Raw genomic sequence first — 24948 nt, 5'->3', positions numbered from 1 at the left:
TTAACTACAGGAGCTAATATCATGGGTGCTGTATCTCAAGCAATTGCAATCGTAGTATCTATCTTAGTATACGTACCATTCTTAATTGCTTATGAAAGATATCAAAACAAACAAGCTGCAGAAGCTGCAGAATAATTCAACAAACTTGTTTGATAATCGAAAGACGGGTTTCCCGTCTTTCTTTATTTAATAATATAGTAACTATAAGTTATCAATGATTGATAATTTATAATTGTTATAGTATTTAAGATACGTTATAATGATGAAGTTGAGGAAAAAGAGAGGTTATTATGAAAGAAAAAGAGTTTAAAATTAAATTGAATCCCGCAATACTATACTTTGAAATCTTTTATATGGTATATGTAGTTTATTTATTTATAATTGGACAAATGGTACCTGCGATAGTGTGTGCTATTTGTGGATTATTAATTATTGCATATTTTTCTTTATGGCGACCATATAAATATACAATTAATCGTAGAACATTGATAATTAATCGCCGTGTTGGTAAAGATAAAGAAATTAATATTATGACATGTGAAACAATTTGTGATCCTGTACCAAAGATGACAAAACTTATAACTAGTCCACGGGCATTAGAAATTTATGCTGAAAATAAAAAAAGATTTGTTGTAACACCAAAAGATAGAATGGGATTTATTGAAGCGGTTGTAGCTGCTAATAAAAGAATTCATGTGCAATGTACTGAATATGCAGCTACTCATAGATCATATGAAAAGAAACGCAAAAGAGCTTTGAAAGAAGAAGCTAAAAAAGCAAATATGGATGCTGAATAAGCATCTTTTTCTTTTGTAAAAATGGAATATTACTTAGTTGTAATAAGTATCTTTAAGTAAACAGTTATAAATAATTTATCATTTTAATAAAGAATTAACAAAATGATAAAAAAATATCATATAGATATTGACACCTAAATAAAGTAACTGTATAATAACGGCATATAAACATATATTAAGTGTATGGTTATGTGTTGTTTAGAAACTAACAAGGGGGAACTTAGAATGGAAATGAATAAGTTATTAGAAGATTACGGATGCTTGGCATTTAGTGATGATGTAATGAAAGAACGGATTCCTAAATCTATTTACAAGGCATTCCATGAGTCTTTAGATAATGGTGAAGAATTATCTAAAGAATGCGCAACAGTAATTGCTAATGCAATGAAAATCTGGGCATTAGAAAATGGTGCAACACATTTTACCCATTGGTTTATGCCAATGACTGGTTTGACAGCTGAAAAACATGATGCTTTTTTGGAACCTGACGGTTGTAAAGCAGTATTAGAATTTAGTGGAAAAACATTAAGAAAAGGTGAACCTGATGCATCGTCTTTCCCGTCTGGAGGATTACGGGCAACATTTGAAGCGAGAGGCTATACTGCATGGGATTGTACATCACCGGCATTTGTTAAAGATGGATCTTTATATATTCCAACTTTGTTTTGTTCATATACTGGAGAAGCATTAGATAAAAAGACACCGTTGTTACGATCTTGTGATGCATTATCTAAAGCTGCATGTCGATTATTGCCTTTGCTTGGTGAAAAAGGAATTACTAAAGTTACTGCATCTGTTGGGGCTGAACAAGAATATTTCTTAGTTGATGATAAATATTACCAAGAAAGAATGGATTTAAAGTTAACTGGACGTACTCTATTTGGGGCAATGGCGCCGAAAGGACAAGAATTAGAAGATCATTACTTTGGTAGTCTTAAACGTAAAGTGTCTGCCTTTATGAAAGATTTAGATCATGAATTATGGAAATATGGAATTCCTTCAAAAACAAAACATAATGAAGTTGCACCGGCACAACATGAAGTAGCATGCGTATATTCAAAAGTAAATATTACTACTGATAATAACCATTTATTAATGCAAATTATGCAAGATATTGCTAAAAAGCATGGTTTACGCTGCTTATTACATGAAAAGCCATTTGCTGGGGTAAATGGTTCTGGTAAACATGATAACTGGTCAGTCATTACTAATACAGGTATTAATTTATTCAATCCAGGTGCTAATCCTGCTGAAAATAAACCATTTATTGCAACGCTTGCATGTACGATTAAAGCTGTTGATGATTATGCTGATTTATTACGGATGAGTATTGCCAGTGCTGGAAACGATCACCGTTTAGGAGCAAATGAAGCACCACCTGCAATTATTTCTATGTTCTTAGGGGAAGAGTTAGATGCTCTTTTAGCAGAAATTTGTGAAGGTAAGAAAACTAGCAAATCTGATGCGGCACGTTTTGCCACTGGAGTATCAGTAGTACCAACTTTCTCAAAAGACAATACAGACCGTAATCGTACATCACCATTTGCGTTTACTGGAAATAAGTTTGAATTTAGAGCAGTTGGTTCAAGCCAATCTGTTGCTGGACCAAATACTATTTTAAATGCAATTTTAGCTGACGCAATGGAAAAAATGGCTGATGAAATTGAATCAGGCAAATCATTTGAAGATGTAGTTAAAGAATTTGTTTTAGCTCATAAACGAATTATTTTTAATGGCGATGGATATTCAGCAGAATGGGAAGAAGAAGCAGCAAAACGTGGACTTCCTAATAATAAAAATACTGTTGATGCTTTAAAATGTTTGAAAGAAGAAAAGAATTTAGAGATGTTAGATCGTTTAGGGGTTTATAGTAGAGTTGAATTAGGATCTCGTTATGAGATATTACTAGAAAACTATATTAAAACTATTCAGGTTGAGGGGTTAACAGCGTTAAAAATGGCCAAATCTCAAATTTATCCAGCAGTTTGTGATTATTTATCAAAAGTATCTTCTGAAGTGATTGCTGCTAAGGAAGCAGGTTTAGATGTTGATTTCTTAGTTGATGATGCTAATGCTTTAGCTAAATTAGTGAAGACAATGAAAGAACAAATGACAACTTTAGAAACTAATATTGCTGCAGCTCAAGCTTCTGAAGAAGAAATTTTTGAACAGGCAGTTGCATGGCGCGATGATGTTTTTGCAATGATGCAAGCATTGAGAGAAACAGTTGATCAGCTTGAAGAATCTATTGATGCTGAATATTGGCCAATGCCAACATATTTAGATTTATTATTTGGAATTTAATAATATTTCCTTTGGGATTTATATCTCAAAGGATTTTTTTATCTATATAATATATTTTAGTGCTACAAAGTTCAACAATGAGGATGGAGGCAATAATAATTATCAAGTTGGTAATTCTATTTATGCTGATGAGTCATTTGGAGCATGTTAGTGAATTATTATTTGAGGCTGTTCAAATGGTAATTATATGACAATGGAAATGATTTTAAAACACCCAGATTATTTTGCCATAGCTTTCCCAATTTGCGAAGTGTATGAAGATAGTGTAATTACTGATGAACAGATTGAAAGTATTAAAGCTTTCCCAATTTGGTTTACTTATGCTAAAAACGATAGATCCTGCTAAAAATGCTATTTCAACGATCAAAAGATTAATTGCTACAGGTGATGATATTATTATATATAGATTGGTCTTAGTACCTAGTCTAGCAATTCTAGTTTCGATGAAAAGAAAACATTAATTAAAAGAATCTATGGAGTATATATATTCGATACTAAATAGCGTTTTATAAAATTAGTATTTATTGAATTAATAAATATTTGAATAGAATTTCTTGACTATTGTTTTAGACCATAGTGTTTAATAAAAGTGTAAAGGGGGGATAATAATGAAACACGATGTTCTGAACAAAATTAGTCGAGTTATTAATTATGAGGAAAGTGAACGTGTTCGATTAAATGTGTATGTTGACCAGCTAGGTGATCAACAAGAGGAGTATCTTTTGATTGGGGAAGAATTAATCTTAAGACTTGATAATAAAATTAGAAAGATTACATTCGATGAAATCAAAGAGATTAACGTATCGATGTGTTCACGCTTATATAATCCAGGAATTGTGGAGTCTAATCTTGAAAAATTAATAATTAAAAGGTGGACTTATGGTAGTACCTTAGCAGTCGGACAACATCTTAATTATTATGTGGATCTAGATATCATTTTAGATGATGAAAAAATAATGATTGAGGCTTATAGTTTAAAAAATATTGTTTCTATCATAGAGATATTATCAAGTAAAGGAATTACAATTAATGATCCCTTAAAAATAAAAGACATTCTTACTAAAGGTTTGGATGATACAGCATTAGAAAAATACCTTGATAATCATTTTCCTAAGCTCGCTAAAGAATATAATCTTGATAACCCGCGAGGAATAATTATTCCTTAGTAATCTAAAAACCAGATAAAAATCTGGTTTTTTCTTTTCTTAACAAAAAAATTACTTTTTCTTTAGATAAAAAAAGCTAGCATGATAGTAGCTTTTTTTAATATTGCTTATACTAAAAATAAATAAAAAGAGAAAATAAAGTAGAAATACTACAGGAGAGAATATGCTAAGCAAAGTGAATTTTAGGATAAAAACAATATACAATATTTTACGTCCATCAGAAAAAAAGGTAGCTGATTATATATTAAATTATTGTGGAAAGCTAGAAGATTTATCAATGACGTTATTGGCCAAAGAAGTTGCTGTATCGCAGCCAACTGTAATGCGTTTTGTTAAAGCGATAGGCTATGACAGTTTCAAACAATTTAAATTAGAGTTAGCTAAAAATTATGATAAAGAAAATAATATAGATATTTTATATGGTTTTTCAATAAACACCGATGATAAAATTATGGATCTTCCAGGTAAAATTGTAGCTACAGCAACATCGATGCTGGAAAATGCATTAAAATCTCTTTCTTTAGTGAATTATCAAAAAACCGTAGCTTTAATTAATCAAAGTCAGCATATTTCAATATATGCTGTTGAGAATTCAATGGGTGTAGCTCATGATTTAATGACTAAATTAATATATTTAGGAAAGAGTGTTACTTGTCATAGTGATTACTATCTCCAAAGTATTGATGCAAGTAATCTGACAAGAGATAGTTTAGCGATTGGAATATCTTATTCAGGAAATTCTAAAAATACAGTCGAAGTCTTGAAGATTGCTAAAGATGCTGGAGCTCAAACGATTGCTATTGTTAATTTTGAAAATACCATGTTAACTCGATATGGTGATATTGTTTTATCAACAAGTAATGATCAGTTTTTGTATGGAGATGCAATTTTTTCACGAACTGCTCAAATTGCATTAGTCGATATGATCTATATGGGTGTGATTATCAGTGATTATGATAATTACACTAAAAAACTAGATCACTATAGTAGATTAATTAAACATCGTGGATATCAAAAAGAGGAGCTGTGAATGTAGTTTTTCTACATCTACCACCTCTTTTTATTAACGCTTTCTTAACCAAGTTTTAAAGAAAAAAGAATAGATAGAAATTTATTTAGTTAGCTATAATGCAGTTGTTCGAGGAGGAAAAAGAATGTTAAAACTAGAAAGGATCGTTAAGTCATTTGATGGTATAAATATTTTAAATAATCTTAGTTTGGAGATACCTAAGGGGCAAATTGTTTCAATTTTAGGACCTTCAGGAAGTGGGAAAACTACTTTATTAAATCTTATTTTAGGAATTAGTGAGGTTGATAGTGGACGAATTATTTTTGAAAATGAGGATTTAACTTATGTTCCAATGGAAAAAAGAGGCTTTAATATTGTCTTTCAAGATTATGCTTTGTTTCCTAATTTAAATGCCTATGAAAATATAACGTATGGTTTAAAGAACAAACCGGATATTTCAACTAAAGAAGAAGTAGATGAGCTGATACACTTGTTAGGATTGGAGAAGCATTTAGATAAAAAGATTGATCAATTATCAGGAGGACAAAAACAACGGGTTGCATTGGCTCGAACAATGGTAATGAAACCTAAGATTCTTCTTTTAGATGAACCGTTAAGCGCTTTGGATGGAGTAATCAAGGAATCTATTAAAGAGCGAATTAAGATTATTGCTAAGGAGTACAATTTAACTACTATTATTGTTACTCATGATCCAGAGGAAGCATTAACATTATCAGATCAAGTTTTGATTATTAATGAAGGAAAAATATCTCAGTTTGGTAAACCAGAGGAAATTATTAATCATCCAAGTTGTGATTTTGTTCAAGACTTCATTTTAAATCAGCTGGAAATAAAAAGAAGAAATATTATGACTTTGTTTAGTCCGGTGGTATAAAGAAATGAATAAAAATCGAGAAATCAAGTTTATTTATATAATTGTTATTGCTGTTTTTGGGATATTTCTGTTATTACCAATTGGGTCACTGTTAATACAATCCTTCTATAATAATGGAGGTTTAACGTTAAATAATTATTTACAAACTTATCAAACAACAGGATTTATGCATGCTTTAAAAAATAGTTTTGTTGTTTCTGGAGTGAGTGCTCTAGTAACAGTAATACTGGCATTTATTGTTGCTTACACTTTAAATTATACGAATATATTTAAAGGGTTGAAAAGGATAATTAATAATGTTTCGATGCTGCCAATGTTGTTGCCGACCATTACTTATGGATTTGCAATTATCTATTCGTTTGGAAAACAAGGGTTGTGGACAAAGTTATTTGGTTTTCAATTATTTGATATATATGGTTTTAAGGGATTGATGCTAGGGTATGTTATATATACTTTTCCGATTGCTTTTATGTTAATTAATAACGCTATTAGTTACATTGATAAAAAATTTATTATTGTTTCCAAATTAATGAAAGATAGTGAATTTAGGACATTAATGATTACTTTGATTCGACCTTTATTAGGAACTTTGGTTGCAGCCTTTATTCAGTCATTCTTTCTAAGTTTTACAGATTTTGGGATTCCTGCATCGGTGGGTGGAAAGTATGATGTTGTTGCTAGTGTACTTTACAATAAGATGTTGGGAAGTATTCCAAATTTTGCAGGTGGGGCAGTTGTTGCAATGACAATGCTGATTCCTTCAATCATCAGTATTATTTTATTGCATCGGCTTGAAAAATATAATATTCGTTATAATAAAATCTCTACGATTGAAATCAAACAGAATCGTTTTCGTGATTGGTTTTGGGGGACATTGAGCATAACGATTAATGTAATTATTATTGCTGTCTTTATAGTAATTATAATTGTGCCGTTTGTTGGAGAGTGGCCATATCGAATTAGTTTTACTTTTCAAAATGTTATTAATGTTTTTAGTGATGCAACATTGCTAGGGGTAATAAAAAATTCATTAATCACTGCAATCTTTACAGCATTACTAGGAACACTTGTCGTATATGGAGCAGCGCTGGCTAGTGCCCGGAGCACTTTAAATAAATTTTTGAAAAAGATAATTGAAAGTATTGCTCTAGCTACTAATACTATTCCTGGTATGGTATTAGGGATAGCATACTTGTTAATGTTCTCTGGGACAGTGCTCCAAAATACTTATATCATCATTATTTTGTGTAATATCGTTCATTTCTTTTCATCGCCATATTTAATGATGAAAAACTCATTGACAAAGATGAATGGTTCATTTGAAACAACTGCGAAACTGATGGGTGATAGCTGGTTTAAAACGGTTATTAGAGTTATTACACCTAATGCAATTTCATCAATTTTAGAAGTATTTAGTTATTATTTTATTAATGCTATGGTCACTGTTAGTGCGGTTATCTTTATTGCTGGGGCGCGGACGATGGTGATGACGACAAAGATCAAAGAGTTACAGCATTTTGCTAAATTTAATGAAATCTTTGTTTTATCAATCTTGATTTTATTAATTAATTTATTAGCTAAAGGAGTATTTAGTTACTTTAGTAAGCAAAGAAGAGAAAGGAAAACATTAAAATGAAAAAGAAATTATTAAAGGGGTTAGTAGTTAGTTCGTTACTTTGTGCTTCACTTTTAACTGGATGTTCTTCATCAAATGATCAGGTTGTTATTTATTCAAATGCCGATGATGAAGCTGTAACGGCAATGAAAAATGCATTAGATAAAAATGGTTATGAGGGACAGTATTTATTTCAGACTTTTGGAACCTCTGAATTAGGAGGTAAGTTATTGGCTGAAGGAACTAATATTGAGGCAGATCTAGTAACAATGAGCTCGTTTTATCTTGATAGTGCTCAAGAACAAAAAAAGATGTTTGTTGATTTAGATTTTGATACTCAAGCATTAGATGAATATCCATCTTATTACACACCGATTACTTCACAAGAAGGGGCTATTATTATTAATACTGAAGAATTAAAAGCAAATAGTCTTGAAACACCAACCTGTTTAAAAGATTTAGCTAAGCCAGAATACAAAGATATGATCTCAGTTACGGATATAGCATCTTCATCAACAGCATGGTTATTAATTCAGGCATTAGTAAGTGAATATGGCGAAGATGGAGCAAAGGAAGTATTAAAAGGAATTTATGATAATGCCGGAGCACATATCGAAGATTCAGGATCAGGCCCAATTAAAAAAGTTCGAGCTGGAGAAGTAGCGATTGGCTTTGGTCTACGTCATCAGGCGGTACGTGATAAAGCTGATGGACTTCCAATCGATTTTGTTGACCCAACAGAGGGAAATTTTAGTTTGACTGAATCAGTTGCAGTCGTAAATAAAGATGGTAGTGAACATCAAAAATTAGCAATGAAGATGGCACAATGTATTATTGAAAGTGGACGTAAAGAGCTGTTAGAAACCTACCCTAATCCCCTTTACCAAGGAGAAACTAGTGATAGTGCAAATAAGTCAGCATATCCAAAAACTTTTAGTGAAAAATTGACTGCCGAATTATTAGAAAAACATCAAAAATTATCAGAAGAATGTAAGTAGGAGAAGAAAATGAAAGATTATAAATTATTAACACCAGGGCCGTTAACAACAACAGCAACAGTAAAGCAAGAAATGTTATTTGATCATTGTACATGGGATGATGACTATAAAAAAATTACTTTAAAAATTAGGGATCAATTATTAGAATTAGCTCATGTAAGAGCTGAGCAATATACTGTAGTACTGATGCAAGGAAGCGGGACTTTTGGAGTAGAGTCAGTAATTACAAGTGTAATTGGCGAAAATGAAAAACTGTTGATTGTCGCTAATGGTGCTTATGGAAAAAGAATGAAAGATATATGTGAGCACGCAAGAATTAATCATGAGATAATTGAGTTTGCTGAAAATGAAAATCCTAGTGCAGTAGCTGTTGCTGAAAAATTAGATGAAGAAAAAGAAATAACTCATGTTGCTATCGTTCATAGTGAGACAACATCTGGGATCTTAAATGATATTGAGAGTGTAGCAAAAGTAGTTAAAGAAAGAAATAAAGTATTTATCGTTGATGCTATGAGTAGTTTTGGTGGTGTTGATATTGAGGTAGGAAAATTAGGGATTGATTTTATTATAAGTAGCGCAAACAAGTGTATTCAAGGAGTTCCTGGTTTTTCATTTGTGATTGCTAATAAAAATTTATTACTAGCTAGTCGAGGTAAAGCAAGAAGTTTATCATTGGATTTATATGATCAATGGGAAACGATGGATAAAGATGGAAAATGGCGTTTTACTTCACCAACCCATGTCGTACTGGCATTTTCAAAAGCGTTAGATGAGATGTTGGAAGAAGGTGGAATAGCTGCTCGAAGTAAACGTTATTATGATAATAATCGTTTGCTAATTGAAAAAATGGCTGAAATGGGAATGAAAAGCTATGTTGATTTAGCTTATCAAGGACCAATTATTACTACTTTCTATTATCCTGAAGGAAAAGAATTTGCTTTTAGTGAGATGTATGATTATATAAAAGCACGTGGTTATGCAATTTATCCAGGAAAGTTAACTACTGCTCAAACATTCAGAATTGGTAATATTGGTGAAATTTATGAAGCAGATATATTAAATTTATGTTCAATTATTAAAGATTTTTTAGCGGAGGTAGCATAATGAGTAGAATTGAAGCAGTAATTTTCGATTGGGCAGGAACTACAATTGATTATGGTTGTTTTGCTCCTGTTCAAGCATTTAAAGATGCTTTTAATAATTATGGATTAGAGCCAACTAATGACCAAATTAGAGAACCAATGGGGATGTTGAAGATTGATCATATTAAAACAATGTTAGAAATGCCAGTATTGAATGAAGCATTTAAGGCTAGATATGATCGTGAATTTAATGAACAGGATATACATAAAATTTATGATTTATTTGAGGCATCATTAATGATAGGTATTACAAAACATACAGATGTTAAGCCGTATGTTTTAGAAACTGTGGCAAAACTAAGAGAATTGGGAATTAAGATTGGCTCAACTACTGGATATACAGATATGATGATGGAGCCAGTATTAAAAAGTGCCAAGGAGCAGGGGTATCAACCTGATTGCTGGTACTCACCTGATGCTACTAATCACTTTGGACGCCCTTATCCTTATATGATTTTTAAAAATATGATTGAACTGCATATAAGCAGTGTAAAAAATGTAATCAAAGTTGGTGATACAATTTCTGATATTCAAGAAGGTGTTAATGCAGGGGTAATCGTAGTTGGTGTCATTGAGGGAAGTTCAACTTTGGGATTGAACGAAGAAGAATTTAATGCTTTAACACCTAAAGAACGGAATCGTGCAATTGAACGGGTTAAAGAAGCATATTTAGATGCTGGTGCTGATTATGTAATTAATAACTTAAGCGAGCTAATTGCACTCATACAAGAAGTAGAGTTATTTTAAAAGGGTAGATTACCCTTTTTCTATTTTTGAAAACGCTTAAAAAATAGGTTGACTAGATTATTGAAACCGCTATAATAATGCCTATACAAAAAAAGCGAGGTACTAATTAAAATGTTTAAGCGGGTAATAGTTTTGGTGTTTGGCGTTGTGGTCGTTGCATGTAGTTCAGCTCTAACTTTGAAAGCGGCCATTGGAGTAGGTGCATGGGATGCTTTGGCACAGACAGGGAGTTTAGTTACAGGGATAGAGGTAGGAACAATTGGTATGTTTTGTAATTTTTTATGTATCTTTGTTCAAGTGGCAATACTTAGAAGAAAATTTAAGCCGATCCAGCTATTACAAATTCCTGTTTGCATCTTATTAGGGCTAATTGTTAACTTCATGTTGTATGAAGTATACAGTAATTTTACGATTAATACATATTGGATGAATGTTGGATTATTAATTTTGGGATATATCGTCAGTGCTTTTGCAGTAGGAATGGTAATGGTTCTAGATATTGTTACATTTGCTTTGGAAGGAGCTTGTATGGCTGTTAGCGGAGTTACTGGAAAGAAATTCCATGTTTTACGGCAAGGGGTTGACGTAGTTTCAATTTTATTAGTAATTATAATTGTAATTATTACTGATGTGCCTTTAGCAGTACGAGAGGGAACTATTATTGGAATGTTTTTATTTGGTCCAATGATGGGGATTTTTATGAAATTGCAAAAACCAGTGTTTAAGAAATTTGGTTTAATTGATTATAATTAGTGATAGTAAACAGTATTATTTGTAATACTGTTTTTAATTAGAAATAATATACCTCATATGTAGTGCCCTCACAAAGTTGAACTTAGGAGAGCACTGCATTAACAGCAATTTAAATAAATTTTTGCAAATCTCCATATGATTTTTCTTCGAAAGCTTTTAATGTTTCCATGAGCTTAATAATATCTTTTTTAGCATGATTGTAATCAGCTATATTACGAATTGCATTGATGATTCCCATCGTACTTCCAATCATCATCATTTCTGCAATATGACTAGTTGATTTATCGGTCAGTGTTTGCATATTGATCATTAAGTAAATACGAATTTTTTCAAAAGAACCAATTCCTCTTTCGTCATATCCATGACTATTTAACTTTTCTTTAGCATCTTTATGGATTTTACAATAGCCTTCATATTTTTCTTTTAAATATCTTTTAAAGTCTTTATCTTCAACGATTTTTTCTAATTGCTCAATCGTTTCAACTCCCATTTGCGAGTTTTGATAAATAAAGTTTAATAATTTTACATTATCATTCATTTTTTCACCCAATAATAGTGTGTGCAGCGAAATATTAAATATGCAAAAGCCTAAGTTTTTTTTTTATTTAGCATATATTAAAATATGGGAGAGGTGAACCATGTATATACCCAATCTTGATCCGTATAGTTTTACTGGAACTGCAGTGATCTTAGGATATCTATTGACAAATGATTTTACTACGAGTGAGCAGGCTGCTTTGGGAGCATGGTTTAATGTTGTAGGTGATATTTTAGCCTCAAACTCTTCTTGGTCAGCTGTCTTAGAAGAACGCTCAACGCCACCGAGTGATGATGACAACGATGATCATCAAAATGATCTTGATGTACTTAATGATGCCATTGATAAGTTAAAAGAAAGTATTGAAAAACTGCAAAATGAAAAGAAGTCTAATGATTAATCAAAATAACTTAAGTAAAGTTATTTGATTAGTTTAGACTTCTTTTTTCTTTGCCATAAAAAGATGATCATAAGCATGATCAAGGCACCAGAAGTGTCAATTAGAACATCTTTAAATTGTCCACTGCGCCCTGGAATAAACAATTGATGAAATTCATCACTACAAGCATAAATAAATGTGACTAATAATGATAATGATAAAGTATGCTTAGATATAACGTTACTTAGTGCATAATAAAGTAAGAGTAATAAGATTGCATATTCACTCATATGAGCGGCTTTTCTAATTATAAAAGTTAATGTATCACGATCAATATTAATAACTTTTAAAATTATTTCAGCAATGAAATTACTTTGATTTGAAGAGTCATTACCATTAGTGTGTGACATTATAAAAATAAAGATCATCCAAATTAGGGCAGGAATAAAATATTTTAATTTTTTCATAATTGTTATTATAGAAGAGAAATGTCGTCTTTACAAATACTTTATTGCAAAAATAAAAAATATTTGCAATTGTATACAATTAGCGTATAATCTTAGTGTATATATCGGATGATAATGGCGAAAGAGATTCTAATTGAACACCGAAGAATTAAAGATTTCAGGTAAAAGGATCGCTATTGGACGAACCTCTGGAGAGACTTATTAAATTAAGCACCGAAGGAGCAAGCCTATTTATAGGTGAAACTCTCAGGTAAAAGGACAGTGGGATGAATAGTTTTTTTCATTATTAATTCCGACTTAATTATTTTAAGAAGGAGTTTTTTTATGCAATTTATTACAAATTTACTTACAAAAATTGATGAGCTTGTATGGGGCTTACCGCTTATTTGTCTATTGTTGGGAACTGGAATTTATTTCACATGCAAGCTAAAACTGTTGCAATTAACGAAATTGAAATTAGCGTTTTCATGTATTTTTAAAAAACAGGATAATGATGAAGGTGATGTATCAAGTTTTCAGGCTCTTTGTACAGCACTATCTTCTACGATCGGGACAGGAAATATTGTTGGAGTAGCTACCGCGATTGCGGCCGGAGGACCAGGAGCATTATTTTGGATGTGGGTATCAGCTTTTTTTGGAATGGCTACAAAATATGCTGAAGGCTTATTAGCAATTCGTTACCGTATCAAAGATGAAAATAATCAAATGGCAGGGGGACCAATGTATTATTTAGAACGGGGTTTAGGAAGTAAATGGTTAGCTAAGATTTTTGCTTTTTTTGGAGTTGCTGTGGCGTTATTGGGAATTGGAACATTTACTCAAGTTAAATCAATTTCTGATGCAATGGAGTTATCGTTTAATGTTCCACCAATTGTTACAGCGGTTTTATTAACGATCACTGTAGGTTTTATTACAATTGGCGGGATTAAAAGAATTGCGAATGTAGCAGAAAAAGTAATTCCTATGATGTGTATTCTTTACATCGGTGGTGTTGTGATTATTTTAATTACTCATTTTAACTTAATCCCGCAGACAGTTGTATTAGTGGTTCATAGTGCATTTAATCCTCAAGCAGCTCTTGGTGGTGGTATAGGTATTACTATGACAATGGCAATGCAAAAAGGAATTAGTAGAGGAATTTTTTCAAATGAAAGTGGTCTTGGAAGTGCACCAATTGCCGCTGCTGCAGCAAAAACTGATTCATGTGTAGAACAAGGATTGGTATCAATGACTGGAACGTTTATTGATACAGTTGTTATTTGTACCATGACAGGAATTGCAATTTTACTTACTAATAGCCATACTAGTGGTTTAGAAGGTGCCGCAATGACTACACAAGCATTTAGTAATGGTTTATTTATTCCTATGATTGGGAAGTATATTGTTAATATTGGATTAATTTTCTTTGCATTTACTACTATAATTGGTTGGAATTATTATGGTGAGAGATGTATGTATTATTTAAAAGGTTTAAAAGCGATTCCATATTATAAATTTATTTATATTGTCTTTATTGCAATTGGTCCTTTTATGTCATTAGAATTTATTTTTATTCTCGCAGATATTGTTAATGGTTGTATGGCTATCCCTAATTTAATTGGTTTAATTGGATTAAGAAAAGAGGTCATAGTACAAACTCAAGCATATTTTACTGATGAAGAGGTTATAAATCAAGATGAATTAGTATATGATTAAAGGGGCTGTAACGGATTAAATGATATGCTTCCTTCTAGGTAGACAAGTGAAATAATAAAAAATTGTCACTTAGAAGGGGGTATGTCAAAGATTAAAATTTTTATTCGTTACAGTCCTTTTTTGATTTAAGTGTTTTTGCCAAGAAATAAGTTTAAGATAAAATATGCTATTTAAATAATATAATATTTGTATAAATAGACTGTTGCACTTATGTTGATCATTAATATTCTGTATCAGTAAGACTTGTTCCAGCACAAATTTTTAGAAATTGTTTTTCTTCATAATTGGCAATAGCATTCGAAATTTTTTCTTTCTCGTATAAGGTTGTTCTAGAATCTATTATTACTATAGTATTATTTTGAAAGAAATTGTATGATTTTAATAAATATTCAATTCCTCGAGTAATGATTATTATTCTATTTTTTTCAGCGTTCAGATATTCTAAATTATAACTGTTTAAAAGTAACGGAGTTATATTAATTCGATTGCGGGAAAAATTTTTTTCAAGAAAAAGATTTATCATTTCTATCTCGGACATTAAATCAGATAACAATATGATTGTTACAGGTGGAACAAGTTGTCTTAATATAAATTCAATTTGTGTTGTTAAATAGAATATACTTCTTTTATCTGTTGGATATAATATATTATTTGCCTTTTTCCATGAATTTATGATACCTGATACGTCATTATTGGTGATGTAAGTTGTAGTAGGTGTAGTATCTATATATAGACGCTGATTTGGAATTAGGCATTGTAATTGAAAAAGATGATCCTTAAAAAAATAGATTAAAATTGTTTTGAAAATGTGAGATTGTTCTAGAAATTTACCATATTTATGACTAAGACGAATATATAAATCATAAAATTTTTGATTGGAAAGAAATATTTTATAAATGTGCTCTTTACGTTCCTCTGTCCACTGGTTGGCAAAAAGAAAGTTATTAGTACAAAAATAAACTAAATACATATAATCATAGTCTTTTTTTGAAAAATCTATGTTAAGCTGATTCCCAATTACATTATGTAAATATTTTTTCAAATCTTTGTATATAAAAATCTCTTTAAATTTTTCAAGCTCCTTTGGTATAGATAAATTGTCATTGCGGTCTTTTCTTTTCCACAAAAGTGACATTAGACATTCAAAATAATCATATTCATTTGTAGCGTTATTAAGAAATTCAAAAGTAATTGACTGGTTAGTAGATATAATAAATTCTTTAATAAGTTTTATTGAATATTCATCAATATCGCAACAATCTATACCGCATTTGTAGTATAAAAGAGCAATCAAAAATCGAATTCTGTATTCTTCCCCTATAACTTTATTTTTTTTAATATCCAAACCGATACTGCGGATATATTTAATACATTTTTGTCGTATTCGATATGCACTGGATTTTGCAAGATAGTTATCTTCCGCAAATACCAAAAAAGAATGGTTTGATTCATTGGTTATCATAAACTTGATACAATGCAATACATTAGAGCTTTGGTATATAGCATGGAGTAAATCAGAAAATGTAATATCTTCGTATACAATTAATTTAAGTTCCAATGAATTTGTTATATTTATTTCTGCAATTCCATTGAAATCAAAATTCAACTCGTTAATTATTGAAATTATACTGGTACTGCTAAATGTAAGTATATACTTACATTCTTTTACAGAAGTGACTCTCTTTAAATATAAGATGGAAAAAAGATATAATTTCTTTTTTGTAGTGTTTTCTAAAAAATAGTCAAGCATAATTCACCACCTACAACAGAACTTAAGCTATTTATAGTTTTTACAACTATATAATATGATAATTATGTGATTAAATTGTTCCCAAATTTTATTGATATAGGATATATTTTTGGGAAAAAATATTATTAAAAATTTAATATGATATTAAAAAGGTATTTACTTGTATATTGTATTGAAATTTTGGAGAGTTATTTTGGTTTATTTGATTGATGTATTTTTTAATTCAGTATTTATATTTAAAATGTTTGTGAATAAAGCTTGAGGGGATAGGTTATTATGCATAGAGATATTTTTAAAGATGTTGTTGATTTAGTATGTTGTAATTATATTTCAGATTTAAGATTTTTAGTAAAAGAAGTGTATCAAAAGATACATAAAATAAATTTTAAAGAATATGATATATGTGAATTGCAAAAATTTTTTTCATATGTTTTTAATATAGAAATATCTAATTATGAAGATATAGAAAAGTTCTTGAATAATTAGCAAATATATTATTTTAGGAAAATTACGAAAACAAGAATATACTACAAAATTTATCTTGCTACGATAAAAAATAGATACAATATTATTAATGTAATAGAACAAAATATCGTATAATTATTTTTTGATTAATATTAACGTAAGGCATAAAAAAGTGATATAGTTTTTGTTTTATATCTCTTTTGACGGGAAAATAATGAAAAAGATAGTAACTAAAGAGAGCATTGATACTGAAGTTAGTAGTTTTAAAATAATAGATTATAAATGTGAAAACGGATGTACTTACTTTTATGTTGCATGTCCCACTTGTGCAAAAAAGTTAATAGATTGATAGCTATAGAACCAAGTAAAGAAGGAGATAAACATAATAGCAGTGTAATTTGGAAATAAGATATACTTATAGAAGTAGCCGTAACTAGTGAGTAGTTTTTTTTACTATTTTAGAATGTTACAGCTCTTTTTAGTTTTGTGAAAAAATTATGCCTTTTTTATAAAATAGATATGCTATGATTTTTATATAGTTTATTTTAAATAAAAAGATAAAAGGATTAAGTATTTTATCTAAGATACTAATTATATATATATTGTTTTACTTTGTAATTGGAGCAGTTCTAATTAGAGCTGTGCCAAATGATTTATATATATGATTAATAGTCACAGGTATAACTTTTATAGGAGTGATTTTAATTTCAAAAGAATACTTTAAAAATAATTTTGTGAATCATTCTATGTTGGTTATGGAAAAACAGTTTAAAAATGACAATTATTTAATTTTATCTTGTAATGATCTATAGTTTTCTAACTTAAATGAATTAATAATAACTGCACTAATATACAATAACGAGTTAATTGGAAACTTATATGCCAATAACTATTTTTATCATATATAAAAATAACAATATTTTAACAAATTAAAAAACTATGATAATATCAATGTTTTTTTACGACAAGGTAAACTGAAAATAATTAGTGATAAAAAATATCTTGCTTAATAAAAAAATATCATCTATACTTCCAATATAATCATAAATAAAGGGGGAAGAAATATGATTGATTCTGGAGATACAGGATTTATGATAATCTGTACAGCATTGGTGTTATTGATGACACCAGGATTAGCTTTTTTCTATGGCGGAATGGTTAGAAGAAAAAATGTGGTTAATACGATGATGACTTCAATTTTTGTAATTGGAATAGCAATGGTTATGTGGATATTATTTGGATATTCCTTGGCGTTTGGAAATGATCATCTAGGAATAATTGGGGATCTAAGCTTTTTGGGCTTGAGTAATGTAGGAACGACGCCAGGTAATTATGCCAGTACGATTCCGGATTTAGGCTTTGCAGCATTTCAAATGATGTTTGCAATTATTACACCAGCTTTAATTACTGGCGCTGTAGCGGGAAGAATGAAGTTTAAAGCGTTGTTTATTTTTATAATTGTCTGGTCAACAATCGTCTATTATCCTATGGCTCACATGGTCTGGGGATTAGGGGGATTCTTGGCTGAAATTGGTTCAGTAGATTTTGCTGGTGGAAATGTTGTTCATATTAGTTCTGGAGTAAGCGCGCTAGTATTGTGTATTATCTTGGGTAAACGTAAGGATTATGATCATGCGAAATATCGTATTCATAATATTCCGTTTGTTGTACTAGGTGCAAGCCTTCTATTATTTGGGTGGTTTGGTTTTAATGCCGGAAGTTCTTTAAAAGCTGACGGATTAGCAATACACGCTTTTATGACAACTGCTGTTGCTGCTGCTTCAGGAATGTTATCATGGATGTTGATGGATGTTTGGAAAATTAATAAACCAACTTTAGTGGGAAGTGTAACCGGCCTAGTTGTCGGGCTTGTAGCAATTACTCCTGGTGCAGGATTTGTTCCGATTTGGTCTGCAGTTATTATTGGTTTTGTTGGTAGCCCAATTTGCTATTTTATGATTTCTAAAGCAAAACAATATTTTGGATATGATAATGCTCTAGATGCATTTGGATGTCATGGAATAGGTGGTATCTGGGGTGGTATTGCAACGGGGCTTTTTGCTCAAACTTCAATCAATGATGTAGCTAGATGGAATGGGTTATTCTTCGGAGATACAAACTTATTAATTGCACAAATTATTAGCATTTTACTAACAATAGTAGTTGCTGTGATAGGTACTTTAATTTGTATAGGAGTTGTACGGCTATTTACACCATTACGAGTTGATAAACGTGATGAACAGATGGGGTTAGATATGTCTGAACATAATGAGACAGCATACCCATCATTTAATGGATTAGAGTAAGGAGGAGTGATTTGTGATTAAAATAGAAGCATTTGTTCGTGAAGATAAGTTTGAGGATGTTAAAGAAGCTTTAGCTAAAATTGAAGTTCATGGGATTACAGTTTATCAAGTTATGGGGTGTGGAATTCAAAAGGGCTATCGTGAAGTAATTAGAGGTAATGAAGTAGAAATAAATATGTTACCAAAAATTAAATTTGAAATTATAGTAAGTGATGAAGTTTGGGAAAAGAAGACAATCAAGGCAATTCAAACCGCAGCATTTACGGGGAATCCTGGAGATGGCAAAATAATTAGTTATGATCTAAAAAGTGCTTTGCGAATTAGAACCGGTGAAACCGATAAAGATGCAATAAATTAAAATTACTGGATGTTATTCCAGTAATTTTTTATGTAAAAATCAAACATTTAAATATTTAACTTTATGATCTTTGTATACCGTAATTGTTGAATTTGCAGTATTTAAAGCAATATCACCAATTCGTTCAATACTAGAAATAATATCAATGATGATAGAAGCAGCGATATTATCTTCGCAAATACCGTCACGCATTCGGACTAGATGATTTTGACGACACTCAATTTCTAAAGCATTTAAAGTATGTTCTTTTTTGTTTAAAGAAGAAAGAAGTTTATTTGCATTATCGTGTTCATAAATATCTAGAGCATCTTGGACCATTTCTAAAGCTAATTTATACATTTTATTTAAATCATTGATTGCTTCGTTAGAAAATTTACCTTTTTCATCGTAAACAAGTTTGTAATAATTAGCTAAATTACTAACAATGTCACCAATTCGTTCAAGATTTTTGATAATTTGATAATTTTTAAAGTATTCATTAGTTTGCTTTTTTGCTAATGTGGGCTGTTGAGCAATTTTTAACAAGTATTTGGATAAACGAGAATCATATTTATCTATTAGTGCTTCAATTTCGATAATTTCATCATAATCTTCACTATTTTTAGAGATTAAATAAGTATAAGATAATTTAATATTGGCTATAACATTTCGTCCCATTCGGAGTGTATTCTTTTTAGCAACTGCTAATGCTCCGACAGGAAGTTTGTCAATTAAAGTATCATCTAGCTCATCGATATTTTCAATGAGCGTATCATGATGATCATTCCCAGGAATTAACTTTTCTAATAAAATAACACAATAGCGAACAAAAGGAATAACTAAAATAGTTGAAGCTATATTAAAAATGAAGTGTGCTTGAGCAATATACATTTCTTGACTGCCGTTTAGCAGCAAATTGACCCAATTAGTTAAATTAACGAATGGTTTTAAAACGAGCATTCCTATTATTGCACCTGCTAGATTATAAACAACATGAAACCAGGCAGCTCGTTTAGTTGAAATAGATCCGCCTAAAGCGGCAATAACCGCAGTAATACAAGTACCAATGTTGGCCCCAAAAATAAATGCAGCACCAGCAGCAGGAGTGATTGAACCAGTTGTAAAAAGTTTTTGGACTACACCGATAACAGCAGTAGATGATTGCATGATGCCTGTTGCTATAGTTCCACCTAGAAGTGCCCACCATGGTTTTTTTCCTAACGTTGTCATGATACTTGTAAACCAAGGTTCTTTAGCAAAGGCTATCATTTGATCACTCATTATTTGTAGACCAACAAAAATTAGTCCAAAGCCCAGAACAACTTTGCCGATGTATCCAATCGTCTTTTTTTTAGCTAAAAACATGATTACAACCCCAATAAAGACAAGATAGTAAGCAAATTGTTCCACATTCAAGCCTATCATTATTGAAGTCACACAAGTCCCAATATTCGCTCCAATCGTGATTCCTATAGCCTGTTCCAACTTCATTAATCCGGCCCGAACCAGACTGATTGAAATAACTGTAACAGCAGAACTAGAATGGAGGATTGCAGAAATTAAAGTACCCACTAAAATTGAGGTAAAAAGATTACTTGTATATTTTTCAATATACTCACGGATATGATATCCTGCAATACTTTTGAGGCCATCGCTCATAAGATTGATTCCATAAATAAAGATAGATAGGCCTCCAATAATAAACCCAATGATCGTAATTAGTGATTCATCCATAATTATCCCAGCTTTCAAATATATCTCTTTACTTTATCTTAACATATTTATTAGTAAATATAATCAGAATAAAATTAATTAATAGCATACTTTTATCTAAACAATATTTTATGATAAAATAGGCAGGAAAGAGGTGGTTTTATGTTAGCGAGATTATATGTAATTATTGAAAGTGAAGATATAAAAGATTATCAAATGATTAAAGATTTGTTGTTACAAATAAATCCTAATTTTTCAATTTCACCGAGTCGTGAGTATGCTGGAAAAAAAGATTGTAGTGAGTTTTTTGTAACAGCTAATTTAGATGTTACAGAGGTACCGCTGTTATTAGAACGATTAAATAATGATTGGGATGGAGAAATAGATGATTGCAGCTGTTATGGCTTTAATACTAGAATGTTTCATGATCTAGTTTATTATTTAGAATTTGCTTTATTTGAGTAAGTGTGATTTTAGATCACATTTATTTATTTTTAGAAAATGAGAAAATTCTTATTTAATTATTATTGTTCTTTAAGCAACAATCGGGCAAAATAGGTTATGATATAGATGAAAGGAAGATGGGAATGGAAAAGCTGATTATTTATAAAAAACAAATTATAACAACTACAATAATAATCGTCATTAGTGTTATTTGTTTTGGTGTCTATATATTACATACAACTTTAAATAACATTAATTATTCTAAAAGTGAAGCACATGTTGTAGCATTGAAACAATTTCCAGGAACTATCGTATCTTCACAAATTGAATATGAGCATATGCAAATATTTTATCATCTTGAAATAGAGAATCAGCAGCAAGAACTGATTGAGATAAATATTAGTGCAAAAAGTGGAAAGATAATTGGATTTGAATATAAGGAGTGATGAAGATGGCAATACTGATAATTGAAGATGAAAAAAATATGTCAGATCTATTAAAGCTAGAATTAACCCATGCAGGTTATTGTTGTGATCAAGCTTATGATGGTGAAGTTGGGTTAAAAAAAGCTTTAGAGCAAGAATATGAATTAATCTTATTAGATTTAATGTTACCGCGAATTAATGGAATCGAAGTATGTCGACGCTTGCGAGAGATTAAACAAACGCCAGTAATTATGCTTACAGCTCGTGATGAGGTGATGGATAAGGTCAATGGTTTACAAGTTGGAGCAGATGATTATTTAGCAAAGCCGTTTGCAATGGAAGAATTATTAGCGAGGATAAATGCACTATTGAGAAGAATGAACTTTCAAAAAGCACTTCTTGAATATAGTTATGGAGAAGTTAAAATTGATCCAAGTAAGCACAAGGTCTTTTTCAAAGATAATGAAGTAAATTTAACAACGACTGAGTTTGATTTATTATCATTATTAGTTCAAAATGGCGGTGATGTTGTTAGTCGCAATAAGATTTTAGATCAGGTTTGGGGTTATGATGAAGATGTATCAACAAATGTCGTTGAAGTATATATCCGTTATTTACGTAATAAAATTCCCGGAATTAAAATTGAAACAGTACGTGGAGTAGGATACCGTTTATCATGAAAATTAAATCACTACGACATCAATTAGTTAGTACTACTTCAATTATTATTATGACAGTGATCGTAGTATTTAGCTTGATTTTATTACTTTATATGGGTTATTATTTATTGATTATTGGACGAATCTATGCAATGGATGAAGATTTGATAACCCCCATAGCTAGTATTGTTGCTGTAATCTTTTTGATTTTAATTATTGTTGCATTGATTACCAGTATTGCCTGTGGTTTCATGATTAGTAAACGTTTTTTACAAACTGTTGATCAATTTACAAAGAGTATTAAACAAATTAAAAATGAGGGCTTAAGTCACCGGCTTGTTATTGAGGGAAATGATGAATTAGCTTTATTAGGCAAGGAATTTAATGAAACAATCGATCAAGCGGAAAGATCATTATTACAACAAAATCAATTTGTAAGTGATGCATCACATGAATTAAAAACGCCATTGGCAATTATAAAAGGAAATTTAGATATGTTGGAGCGGTGGGGAAAAGATGATCCTGCTATTCTTAGCAATTCACTTAATGTCACTAGTAATGAAGTTGAGCGATTAATCCAATTGTGTAATGAACTTCTTCATTTAACCCGAGAAATGGATATTCATTGTGAAGAACCAACTGATCTTAATTTAGTAGTTGATGAAGTAATTACAAATTTTAAAGAAGTTCACCCAGAATTTGAATTTATTATTAAAATAACTGTAACTTCAAAGATATGGATGCGCATAGAACATTTAAAACAACTTTTAATTATTTTAATTGATAATGCAATTAAATATTCAAGAGAAGAAGAAAAGAAAATTGAATTATTATATGTTGACCAAAAATTAATGGTTAAAGATCACGGGATTGGGATAGAAGCAGATAAATTAGACTATATATTTAATCGCTTTTATCGGGCTGATGAGTCACGGGCTCAAAATAATAACAATTTTGGACTAGGTTTAGCAATTGCTAAAAGAATTTGCAGCTATTATGACTATGCAATTACGGTTGAAAGTATAGTTGATCAATATACAATTTTTACAATTGATTTTGAAAGGAGATAATATTTATGAAGAAAATAATTTTATTTGTATTAATTACAATAGCTTTAGTTGGATGTACTGAAAAAGTTAGTGCCCTAACATTGGAAGAAGCTCAAGAAATTGCTTTAAAAGAAGTAGAAGGAAAAATCCTTAAGGCTAAAGAAGATAAAGATGATGGGGTAACTTACTATGATTTTACTATTATAACTGATACAGAAAAGTATGAAATAGAAGTAGACGCAAATAGTGGAAAGGTATTAAAACGGGAAAAAGATGATGATTATATAGGTACGACAACCAATCCAGTTGATGGAACAGTTACTCCGATTACTCCTGTTAATACGGCTGTTTCTTTAGAGGAAGCTCAAAAAATCGCTTTTGATCGTGTTGGTGGTGGTTACTTAATAAAAACAGAGTTAGATTATGATGACGATGATGGAATTAAAAAATATGAGATAGAGATTAAAAATGGTAATAAGGAATATGAATTAGAAATTAATGCAGATACTGGTGAAATTATTAAATATGAAGAAGATGTAGAATAAAAGAATTGGTTACAGCCGATTCTTTTATTATTATATAGGAATAATAATTTTAGTATTAAAAACATGATGTCTTCATTAAATAAAAGTTATTTTTCTTGCTTTTTATCTCATTATTCAGATATAGATAAAGAGGGATTGTTTTTTTATTGCTGTATTATCAGCATTAAATATATCTATCCGAATCCTATTTTAAAGGAATGATTGAATTCATTAACAAGTGGGAATATTATTTTATTTGATAAAAAAATTAAGCTATTCGCTAGAAAAGTGGAAATGATTAGTTGCTTTTTCAAAGTTTTGCCTTAATAGAAAATAAAATAATGGAATATGATTTAAAATTAGCTTTAGAATATGAAAAAGGAAATGAGAAGGAAAAATAAAAATGGCTTTATATAAACAAACACTACAAGGATATAAGGATATTAAATGTTCAGAGGAAGAAATCTTGGTGGGTGAGCAGGCTTAGGCAGTTGATCAGAATAATAGATAAATTGTGATTGAAGCGTTAAAATAATTGCAACAAGAAGGTGAAACAATAATTAATTAGTTAGTTATGACCCGGTATTTGAAAAGATTGTAGATTAGCAAATTTACTTAAATTAAATAGAAAACATGTTGTTATAATACTATATTTATTAGCAAAAAAGCCTTCTATAGATTTCTATAGAAGACTTTTTAAGATTAAATTAATCTGATAAATCATCACCATTAGTGGCAATAACTTTTTTGTACCAATAGAATGAATCTTTA

The 24948-nt window shown here is 30.3% G+C and carries 25 protein-coding genes and 2 riboswitches; of the genes, 21 read left to right on the top strand and 4 right to left on the bottom strand.

Annotated features, from left to right (window positions below):
* The first annotated feature begins 290 nt into the window (after positions 1-290).
* The 11 genes from KTF99_RS15425 (at position 291) to KTF99_RS15375 (ending at position 11426) form a co-directional block, all read left to right on the top strand.
* Positions 291-797, top strand: a complete 507-nt coding sequence (locus tag KTF99_RS15425) for a PH domain-containing protein (RefSeq protein ID WP_029481817.1) — start codon at positions 291-293, stop codon at positions 795-797.
* 225 nt (positions 798-1022) lie between these two features.
* On the top strand, positions 1023-3101 hold the full coding sequence (locus KTF99_RS15420) for a glutamine synthetase III family protein (protein WP_009299431.1): 2079 nt from the start codon (positions 1023-1025) through the stop codon (positions 3099-3101).
* A 275-nt stretch (positions 3102-3376) separates the two neighbouring features.
* A complete protein-coding gene (locus tag KTF99_RS15415; RefSeq protein WP_003539269.1) occupies positions 3377-3562 on the top strand; it encodes a hypothetical protein in 186 nt (61 codons plus the stop codon).
* 147 nt (positions 3563-3709) lie between these two features.
* On the top strand, positions 3710-4267 hold the full coding sequence (locus tag KTF99_RS15410) for a hypothetical protein (protein WP_003539268.1): 558 nt from the start codon (positions 3710-3712) through the stop codon (positions 4265-4267).
* Between the two features lie 163 nt (positions 4268-4430).
* A complete protein-coding gene (locus tag KTF99_RS15405; RefSeq protein ID WP_009008575.1) occupies positions 4431-5297 on the top strand; it encodes a MurR/RpiR family transcriptional regulator in 867 nt (288 codons plus the stop codon).
* A gap of 124 nt (positions 5298-5421) precedes the next feature.
* Positions 5422-6171, top strand: a complete 750-nt coding sequence (locus tag KTF99_RS15400; protein WP_003539266.1) for an ABC transporter ATP-binding protein — start codon at positions 5422-5424, stop codon at positions 6169-6171.
* A 4-nt stretch (positions 6172-6175) separates the two neighbouring features.
* Positions 6176-7807: an ABC transporter permease subunit gene (locus KTF99_RS15395; RefSeq protein WP_029481815.1), complete on the top strand. Its 1632-nt coding sequence runs from the start codon at positions 6176-6178 to the stop codon at positions 7805-7807.
* Entirely contained in the window at positions 7804-8784 is a 981-nt protein-coding gene (locus tag KTF99_RS15390) for an extracellular solute-binding protein (protein ID WP_003539264.1), read from the top strand. Before KTF99_RS15395 ends, KTF99_RS15390 begins: the two co-directional genes overlap by 4 nt.
* A 9-nt stretch (positions 8785-8793) precedes the next feature.
* Positions 8794-9888 carry a 2-aminoethylphosphonate--pyruvate transaminase gene (locus KTF99_RS15385; RefSeq protein WP_003539263.1) on the top strand — a complete coding sequence of 365 codons (1095 nt, stop codon included), beginning with the start codon at positions 8794-8796 and terminating at the stop codon, positions 9886-9888.
* On the top strand, positions 9888-10673 hold the full coding sequence (gene phnX, locus KTF99_RS15380) for a phosphonoacetaldehyde hydrolase (protein WP_029481813.1): 786 nt from the start codon (positions 9888-9890) through the stop codon (positions 10671-10673). Before KTF99_RS15385 ends, phnX begins: the two co-directional genes overlap by 1 nt.
* A 111-nt stretch (positions 10674-10784) precedes the next feature.
* Positions 10785-11426, top strand: a complete 642-nt coding sequence (locus tag KTF99_RS15375) for a YczE/YyaS/YitT family protein (RefSeq protein WP_003539259.1) — start codon at positions 10785-10787, stop codon at positions 11424-11426.
* A gap of 109 nt (positions 11427-11535) precedes the next feature.
* Here the strand turns inward: KTF99_RS15375 and KTF99_RS15370 are convergent, their stop codons facing one another.
* Positions 11536-11964, bottom strand: a complete 429-nt coding sequence (locus KTF99_RS15370) for a hypothetical protein (RefSeq protein ID WP_217215636.1) — start codon at positions 11962-11964, stop codon at positions 11536-11538.
* Positions 11965-12064: 100 nt separating this feature from the next.
* Here KTF99_RS15370 and KTF99_RS15365 point away from each other — a divergent pair, with 100 nt between their 5' ends.
* Positions 12065-12364 (top strand): hypothetical protein, encoded by a 300-nt coding sequence (locus tag KTF99_RS15365; protein ID WP_003539255.1) that lies wholly within the window; start codon positions 12065-12067, stop codon positions 12362-12364.
* A gap of 20 nt (positions 12365-12384) precedes the next feature.
* Here the strand turns inward: KTF99_RS15365 and KTF99_RS15360 are convergent, their stop codons facing one another.
* The gene (locus KTF99_RS15360) at positions 12385-12810 is read right to left on the bottom strand and encodes a VanZ family protein (protein ID WP_003539253.1); all 426 of its coding nucleotides are present in this window, start codon (positions 12808-12810) and stop codon (positions 12385-12387) included.
* Between the two features lie 108 nt (positions 12811-12918).
* Positions 12919-12993: riboswitch (glycine riboswitch) on the top strand.
* 2 nt (positions 12994-12995) lie between these two features.
* Positions 12996-13075, top strand: a riboswitch (glycine riboswitch).
* A gap of 59 nt (positions 13076-13134) precedes the next feature.
* Between KTF99_RS15360 and KTF99_RS15355 the strand changes: the two genes are divergently transcribed.
* The gene (locus KTF99_RS15355; RefSeq protein WP_003539250.1) at positions 13135-14505 is read left to right on the top strand and encodes an alanine/glycine:cation symporter family protein; all 1371 of its coding nucleotides are present in this window, start codon (positions 13135-13137) and stop codon (positions 14503-14505) included.
* Between the two features lie 220 nt (positions 14506-14725).
* On the opposite strand, the gene KTF99_RS15350 is transcribed toward KTF99_RS15355, so the two are convergent.
* Complete coding sequence (locus KTF99_RS15350) at positions 14726-16255, bottom strand: helix-turn-helix domain-containing protein (RefSeq protein WP_029481810.1); 1530 nt, start codon at positions 16253-16255, stop codon at positions 14726-14728.
* A 276-nt stretch (positions 16256-16531) separates the two neighbouring features.
* Between KTF99_RS15350 and KTF99_RS15345 the strand changes: the two genes are divergently transcribed.
* The 3 genes from KTF99_RS15345 to KTF99_RS15335 all read left to right on the top strand — a co-directional run bounded on the left by KTF99_RS15345 (position 16532) and on the right by KTF99_RS15335 (position 19384).
* The gene (locus KTF99_RS15345; protein ID WP_003539247.1) at positions 16532-16741 is read left to right on the top strand and encodes a hypothetical protein; all 210 of its coding nucleotides are present in this window, start codon (positions 16532-16534) and stop codon (positions 16739-16741) included.
* A 1043-nt stretch (positions 16742-17784) separates the two neighbouring features.
* A complete protein-coding gene (locus tag KTF99_RS15340; RefSeq protein ID WP_254210205.1) occupies positions 17785-19026 on the top strand; it encodes an ammonium transporter in 1242 nt (413 codons plus the stop codon).
* Positions 19027-19039: 13 nt separating this feature from the next.
* Positions 19040-19384 carry a P-II family nitrogen regulator gene (locus tag KTF99_RS15335; RefSeq protein ID WP_003539240.1) on the top strand — a complete coding sequence of 115 codons (345 nt, stop codon included), beginning with the start codon at positions 19040-19042 and terminating at the stop codon, positions 19382-19384.
* Positions 19385-19423: 39 nt separating this feature from the next.
* Here the strand turns inward: KTF99_RS15335 and KTF99_RS15330 are convergent, their stop codons facing one another.
* Positions 19424-21097 (bottom strand): Na/Pi cotransporter family protein, encoded by a 1674-nt coding sequence (locus tag KTF99_RS15330; protein WP_217215634.1) that lies wholly within the window; start codon positions 21095-21097, stop codon positions 19424-19426.
* Positions 21098-21238: 141 nt separating this feature from the next.
* Between KTF99_RS15330 and KTF99_RS15325 the strand changes: the two genes are divergently transcribed.
* The 5 genes from KTF99_RS15325 (at position 21239) to KTF99_RS15305 (ending at position 24198) form a co-directional block, all read left to right on the top strand.
* Complete coding sequence (locus KTF99_RS15325) at positions 21239-21541, top strand: hypothetical protein (protein ID WP_022008210.1); 303 nt, start codon at positions 21239-21241, stop codon at positions 21539-21541.
* 122 nt (positions 21542-21663) lie between these two features.
* A complete protein-coding gene (locus KTF99_RS15320; protein ID WP_008792341.1) occupies positions 21664-21966 on the top strand; it encodes a PepSY domain-containing protein in 303 nt (100 codons plus the stop codon).
* Between the two features lie 5 nt (positions 21967-21971).
* Positions 21972-22625, top strand: a complete 654-nt coding sequence (locus KTF99_RS15315) for a response regulator transcription factor (RefSeq protein WP_008792340.1) — start codon at positions 21972-21974, stop codon at positions 22623-22625.
* A complete protein-coding gene (locus tag KTF99_RS15310) occupies positions 22622-23674 on the top strand; it encodes a sensor histidine kinase (RefSeq protein ID WP_008792339.1) in 1053 nt (350 codons plus the stop codon). The genes KTF99_RS15315 and KTF99_RS15310 overlap by 4 nt, the downstream gene beginning before the upstream one ends.
* Before the next feature lie 5 nt (positions 23675-23679).
* On the top strand, positions 23680-24198 hold the full coding sequence (locus tag KTF99_RS15305) for a PepSY domain-containing protein (protein WP_003539220.1): 519 nt from the start codon (positions 23680-23682) through the stop codon (positions 24196-24198).
* The last annotated feature ends 750 nt before the right edge of the window (positions 24199-24948 follow it).

It is taken from the genome of Erysipelatoclostridium sp. MSK.7.34 (assembly GCF_019041935.1).
In the GTDB taxonomy this organism is placed as follows: Bacteria; Bacillota_I; Bacilli_A; order Erysipelotrichales; family Coprobacillaceae; genus Thomasclavelia; species Thomasclavelia ramosa.
Note: the sequence above shows the minus strand (reverse complement) of the source record. Positions and strands in the feature narration are given on the sequence as shown.

Excerpts from the sequence above, each read along its gene's own strand:
- KTF99_RS15425 (WP_029481817.1), top strand. The coding sequence starts at position 291 with ATGAAAGAAAAAGAGTTTAAAATTAAATTGAATCCCGCAATACTATAC.
- KTF99_RS15420 (WP_009299431.1), top strand. The coding sequence starts at position 1,023 with ATGGAAATGAATAAGTTATTAGAAGATTACGGATGCTTGGCATTTAGT.
- KTF99_RS15415 (WP_003539269.1), top strand. The coding sequence starts at position 3,377 with ATGAACAGATTGAAAGTATTAAAGCTTTCCCAATTTGGTTTACTTATG.
- KTF99_RS15410 (WP_003539268.1), top strand. The coding sequence starts at position 3,710 with ATGAAACACGATGTTCTGAACAAAATTAGTCGAGTTATTAATTATGAG.
- KTF99_RS15405 (WP_009008575.1), top strand. The coding sequence starts at position 4,431 with ATGCTAAGCAAAGTGAATTTTAGGATAAAAACAATATACAATATTTTA.
- KTF99_RS15400 (WP_003539266.1), top strand. The coding sequence starts at position 5,422 with ATGTTAAAACTAGAAAGGATCGTTAAGTCATTTGATGGTATAAATATT.
- KTF99_RS15395 (WP_029481815.1), top strand. The coding sequence starts at position 6,176 with ATGAATAAAAATCGAGAAATCAAGTTTATTTATATAATTGTTATTGCT.
- KTF99_RS15390 (WP_003539264.1), top strand. The coding sequence starts at position 7,804 with ATGAAAAAGAAATTATTAAAGGGGTTAGTAGTTAGTTCGTTACTTTGT.
- KTF99_RS15385 (WP_003539263.1), top strand. The coding sequence starts at position 8,794 with ATGAAAGATTATAAATTATTAACACCAGGGCCGTTAACAACAACAGCA.
- phnX (WP_029481813.1), top strand. The coding sequence starts at position 9,888 with ATGAGTAGAATTGAAGCAGTAATTTTCGATTGGGCAGGAACTACAATT.
- KTF99_RS15375 (WP_003539259.1), top strand. The coding sequence starts at position 10,785 with ATGTTTAAGCGGGTAATAGTTTTGGTGTTTGGCGTTGTGGTCGTTGCA.
- KTF99_RS15370 (WP_217215636.1), bottom strand. The coding sequence starts at position 11,964 with ATGAATGATAATGTAAAATTATTAAACTTTATTTATCAAAACTCGCAA.
- KTF99_RS15365 (WP_003539255.1), top strand. The coding sequence starts at position 12,065 with ATGTATATACCCAATCTTGATCCGTATAGTTTTACTGGAACTGCAGTG.
- KTF99_RS15360 (WP_003539253.1), bottom strand. The coding sequence starts at position 12,810 with ATGAAAAAATTAAAATATTTTATTCCTGCCCTAATTTGGATGATCTTT.
- KTF99_RS15355 (WP_003539250.1), top strand. The coding sequence starts at position 13,135 with ATGCAATTTATTACAAATTTACTTACAAAAATTGATGAGCTTGTATGG.
- KTF99_RS15350 (WP_029481810.1), bottom strand. The coding sequence starts at position 16,255 with ATGCTTGACTATTTTTTAGAAAACACTACAAAAAAGAAATTATATCTT.
- KTF99_RS15345 (WP_003539247.1), top strand. The coding sequence starts at position 16,532 with ATGCATAGAGATATTTTTAAAGATGTTGTTGATTTAGTATGTTGTAAT.
- KTF99_RS15340 (WP_254210205.1), top strand. The coding sequence starts at position 17,785 with ATGATTGATTCTGGAGATACAGGATTTATGATAATCTGTACAGCATTG.
- KTF99_RS15330 (WP_217215634.1), bottom strand. The coding sequence starts at position 21,097 with ATGGATGAATCACTAATTACGATCATTGGGTTTATTATTGGAGGCCTA.
- KTF99_RS15325 (WP_022008210.1), top strand. The coding sequence starts at position 21,239 with ATGTTAGCGAGATTATATGTAATTATTGAAAGTGAAGATATAAAAGAT.
- KTF99_RS15320 (WP_008792341.1), top strand. The coding sequence starts at position 21,664 with ATGGAAAAGCTGATTATTTATAAAAAACAAATTATAACAACTACAATA.
- KTF99_RS15315 (WP_008792340.1), top strand. The coding sequence starts at position 21,972 with ATGGCAATACTGATAATTGAAGATGAAAAAAATATGTCAGATCTATTA.
- KTF99_RS15310 (WP_008792339.1), top strand. The coding sequence starts at position 22,622 with ATGAAAATTAAATCACTACGACATCAATTAGTTAGTACTACTTCAATT.
- KTF99_RS15305 (WP_003539220.1), top strand. The coding sequence starts at position 23,680 with ATGAAGAAAATAATTTTATTTGTATTAATTACAATAGCTTTAGTTGGA.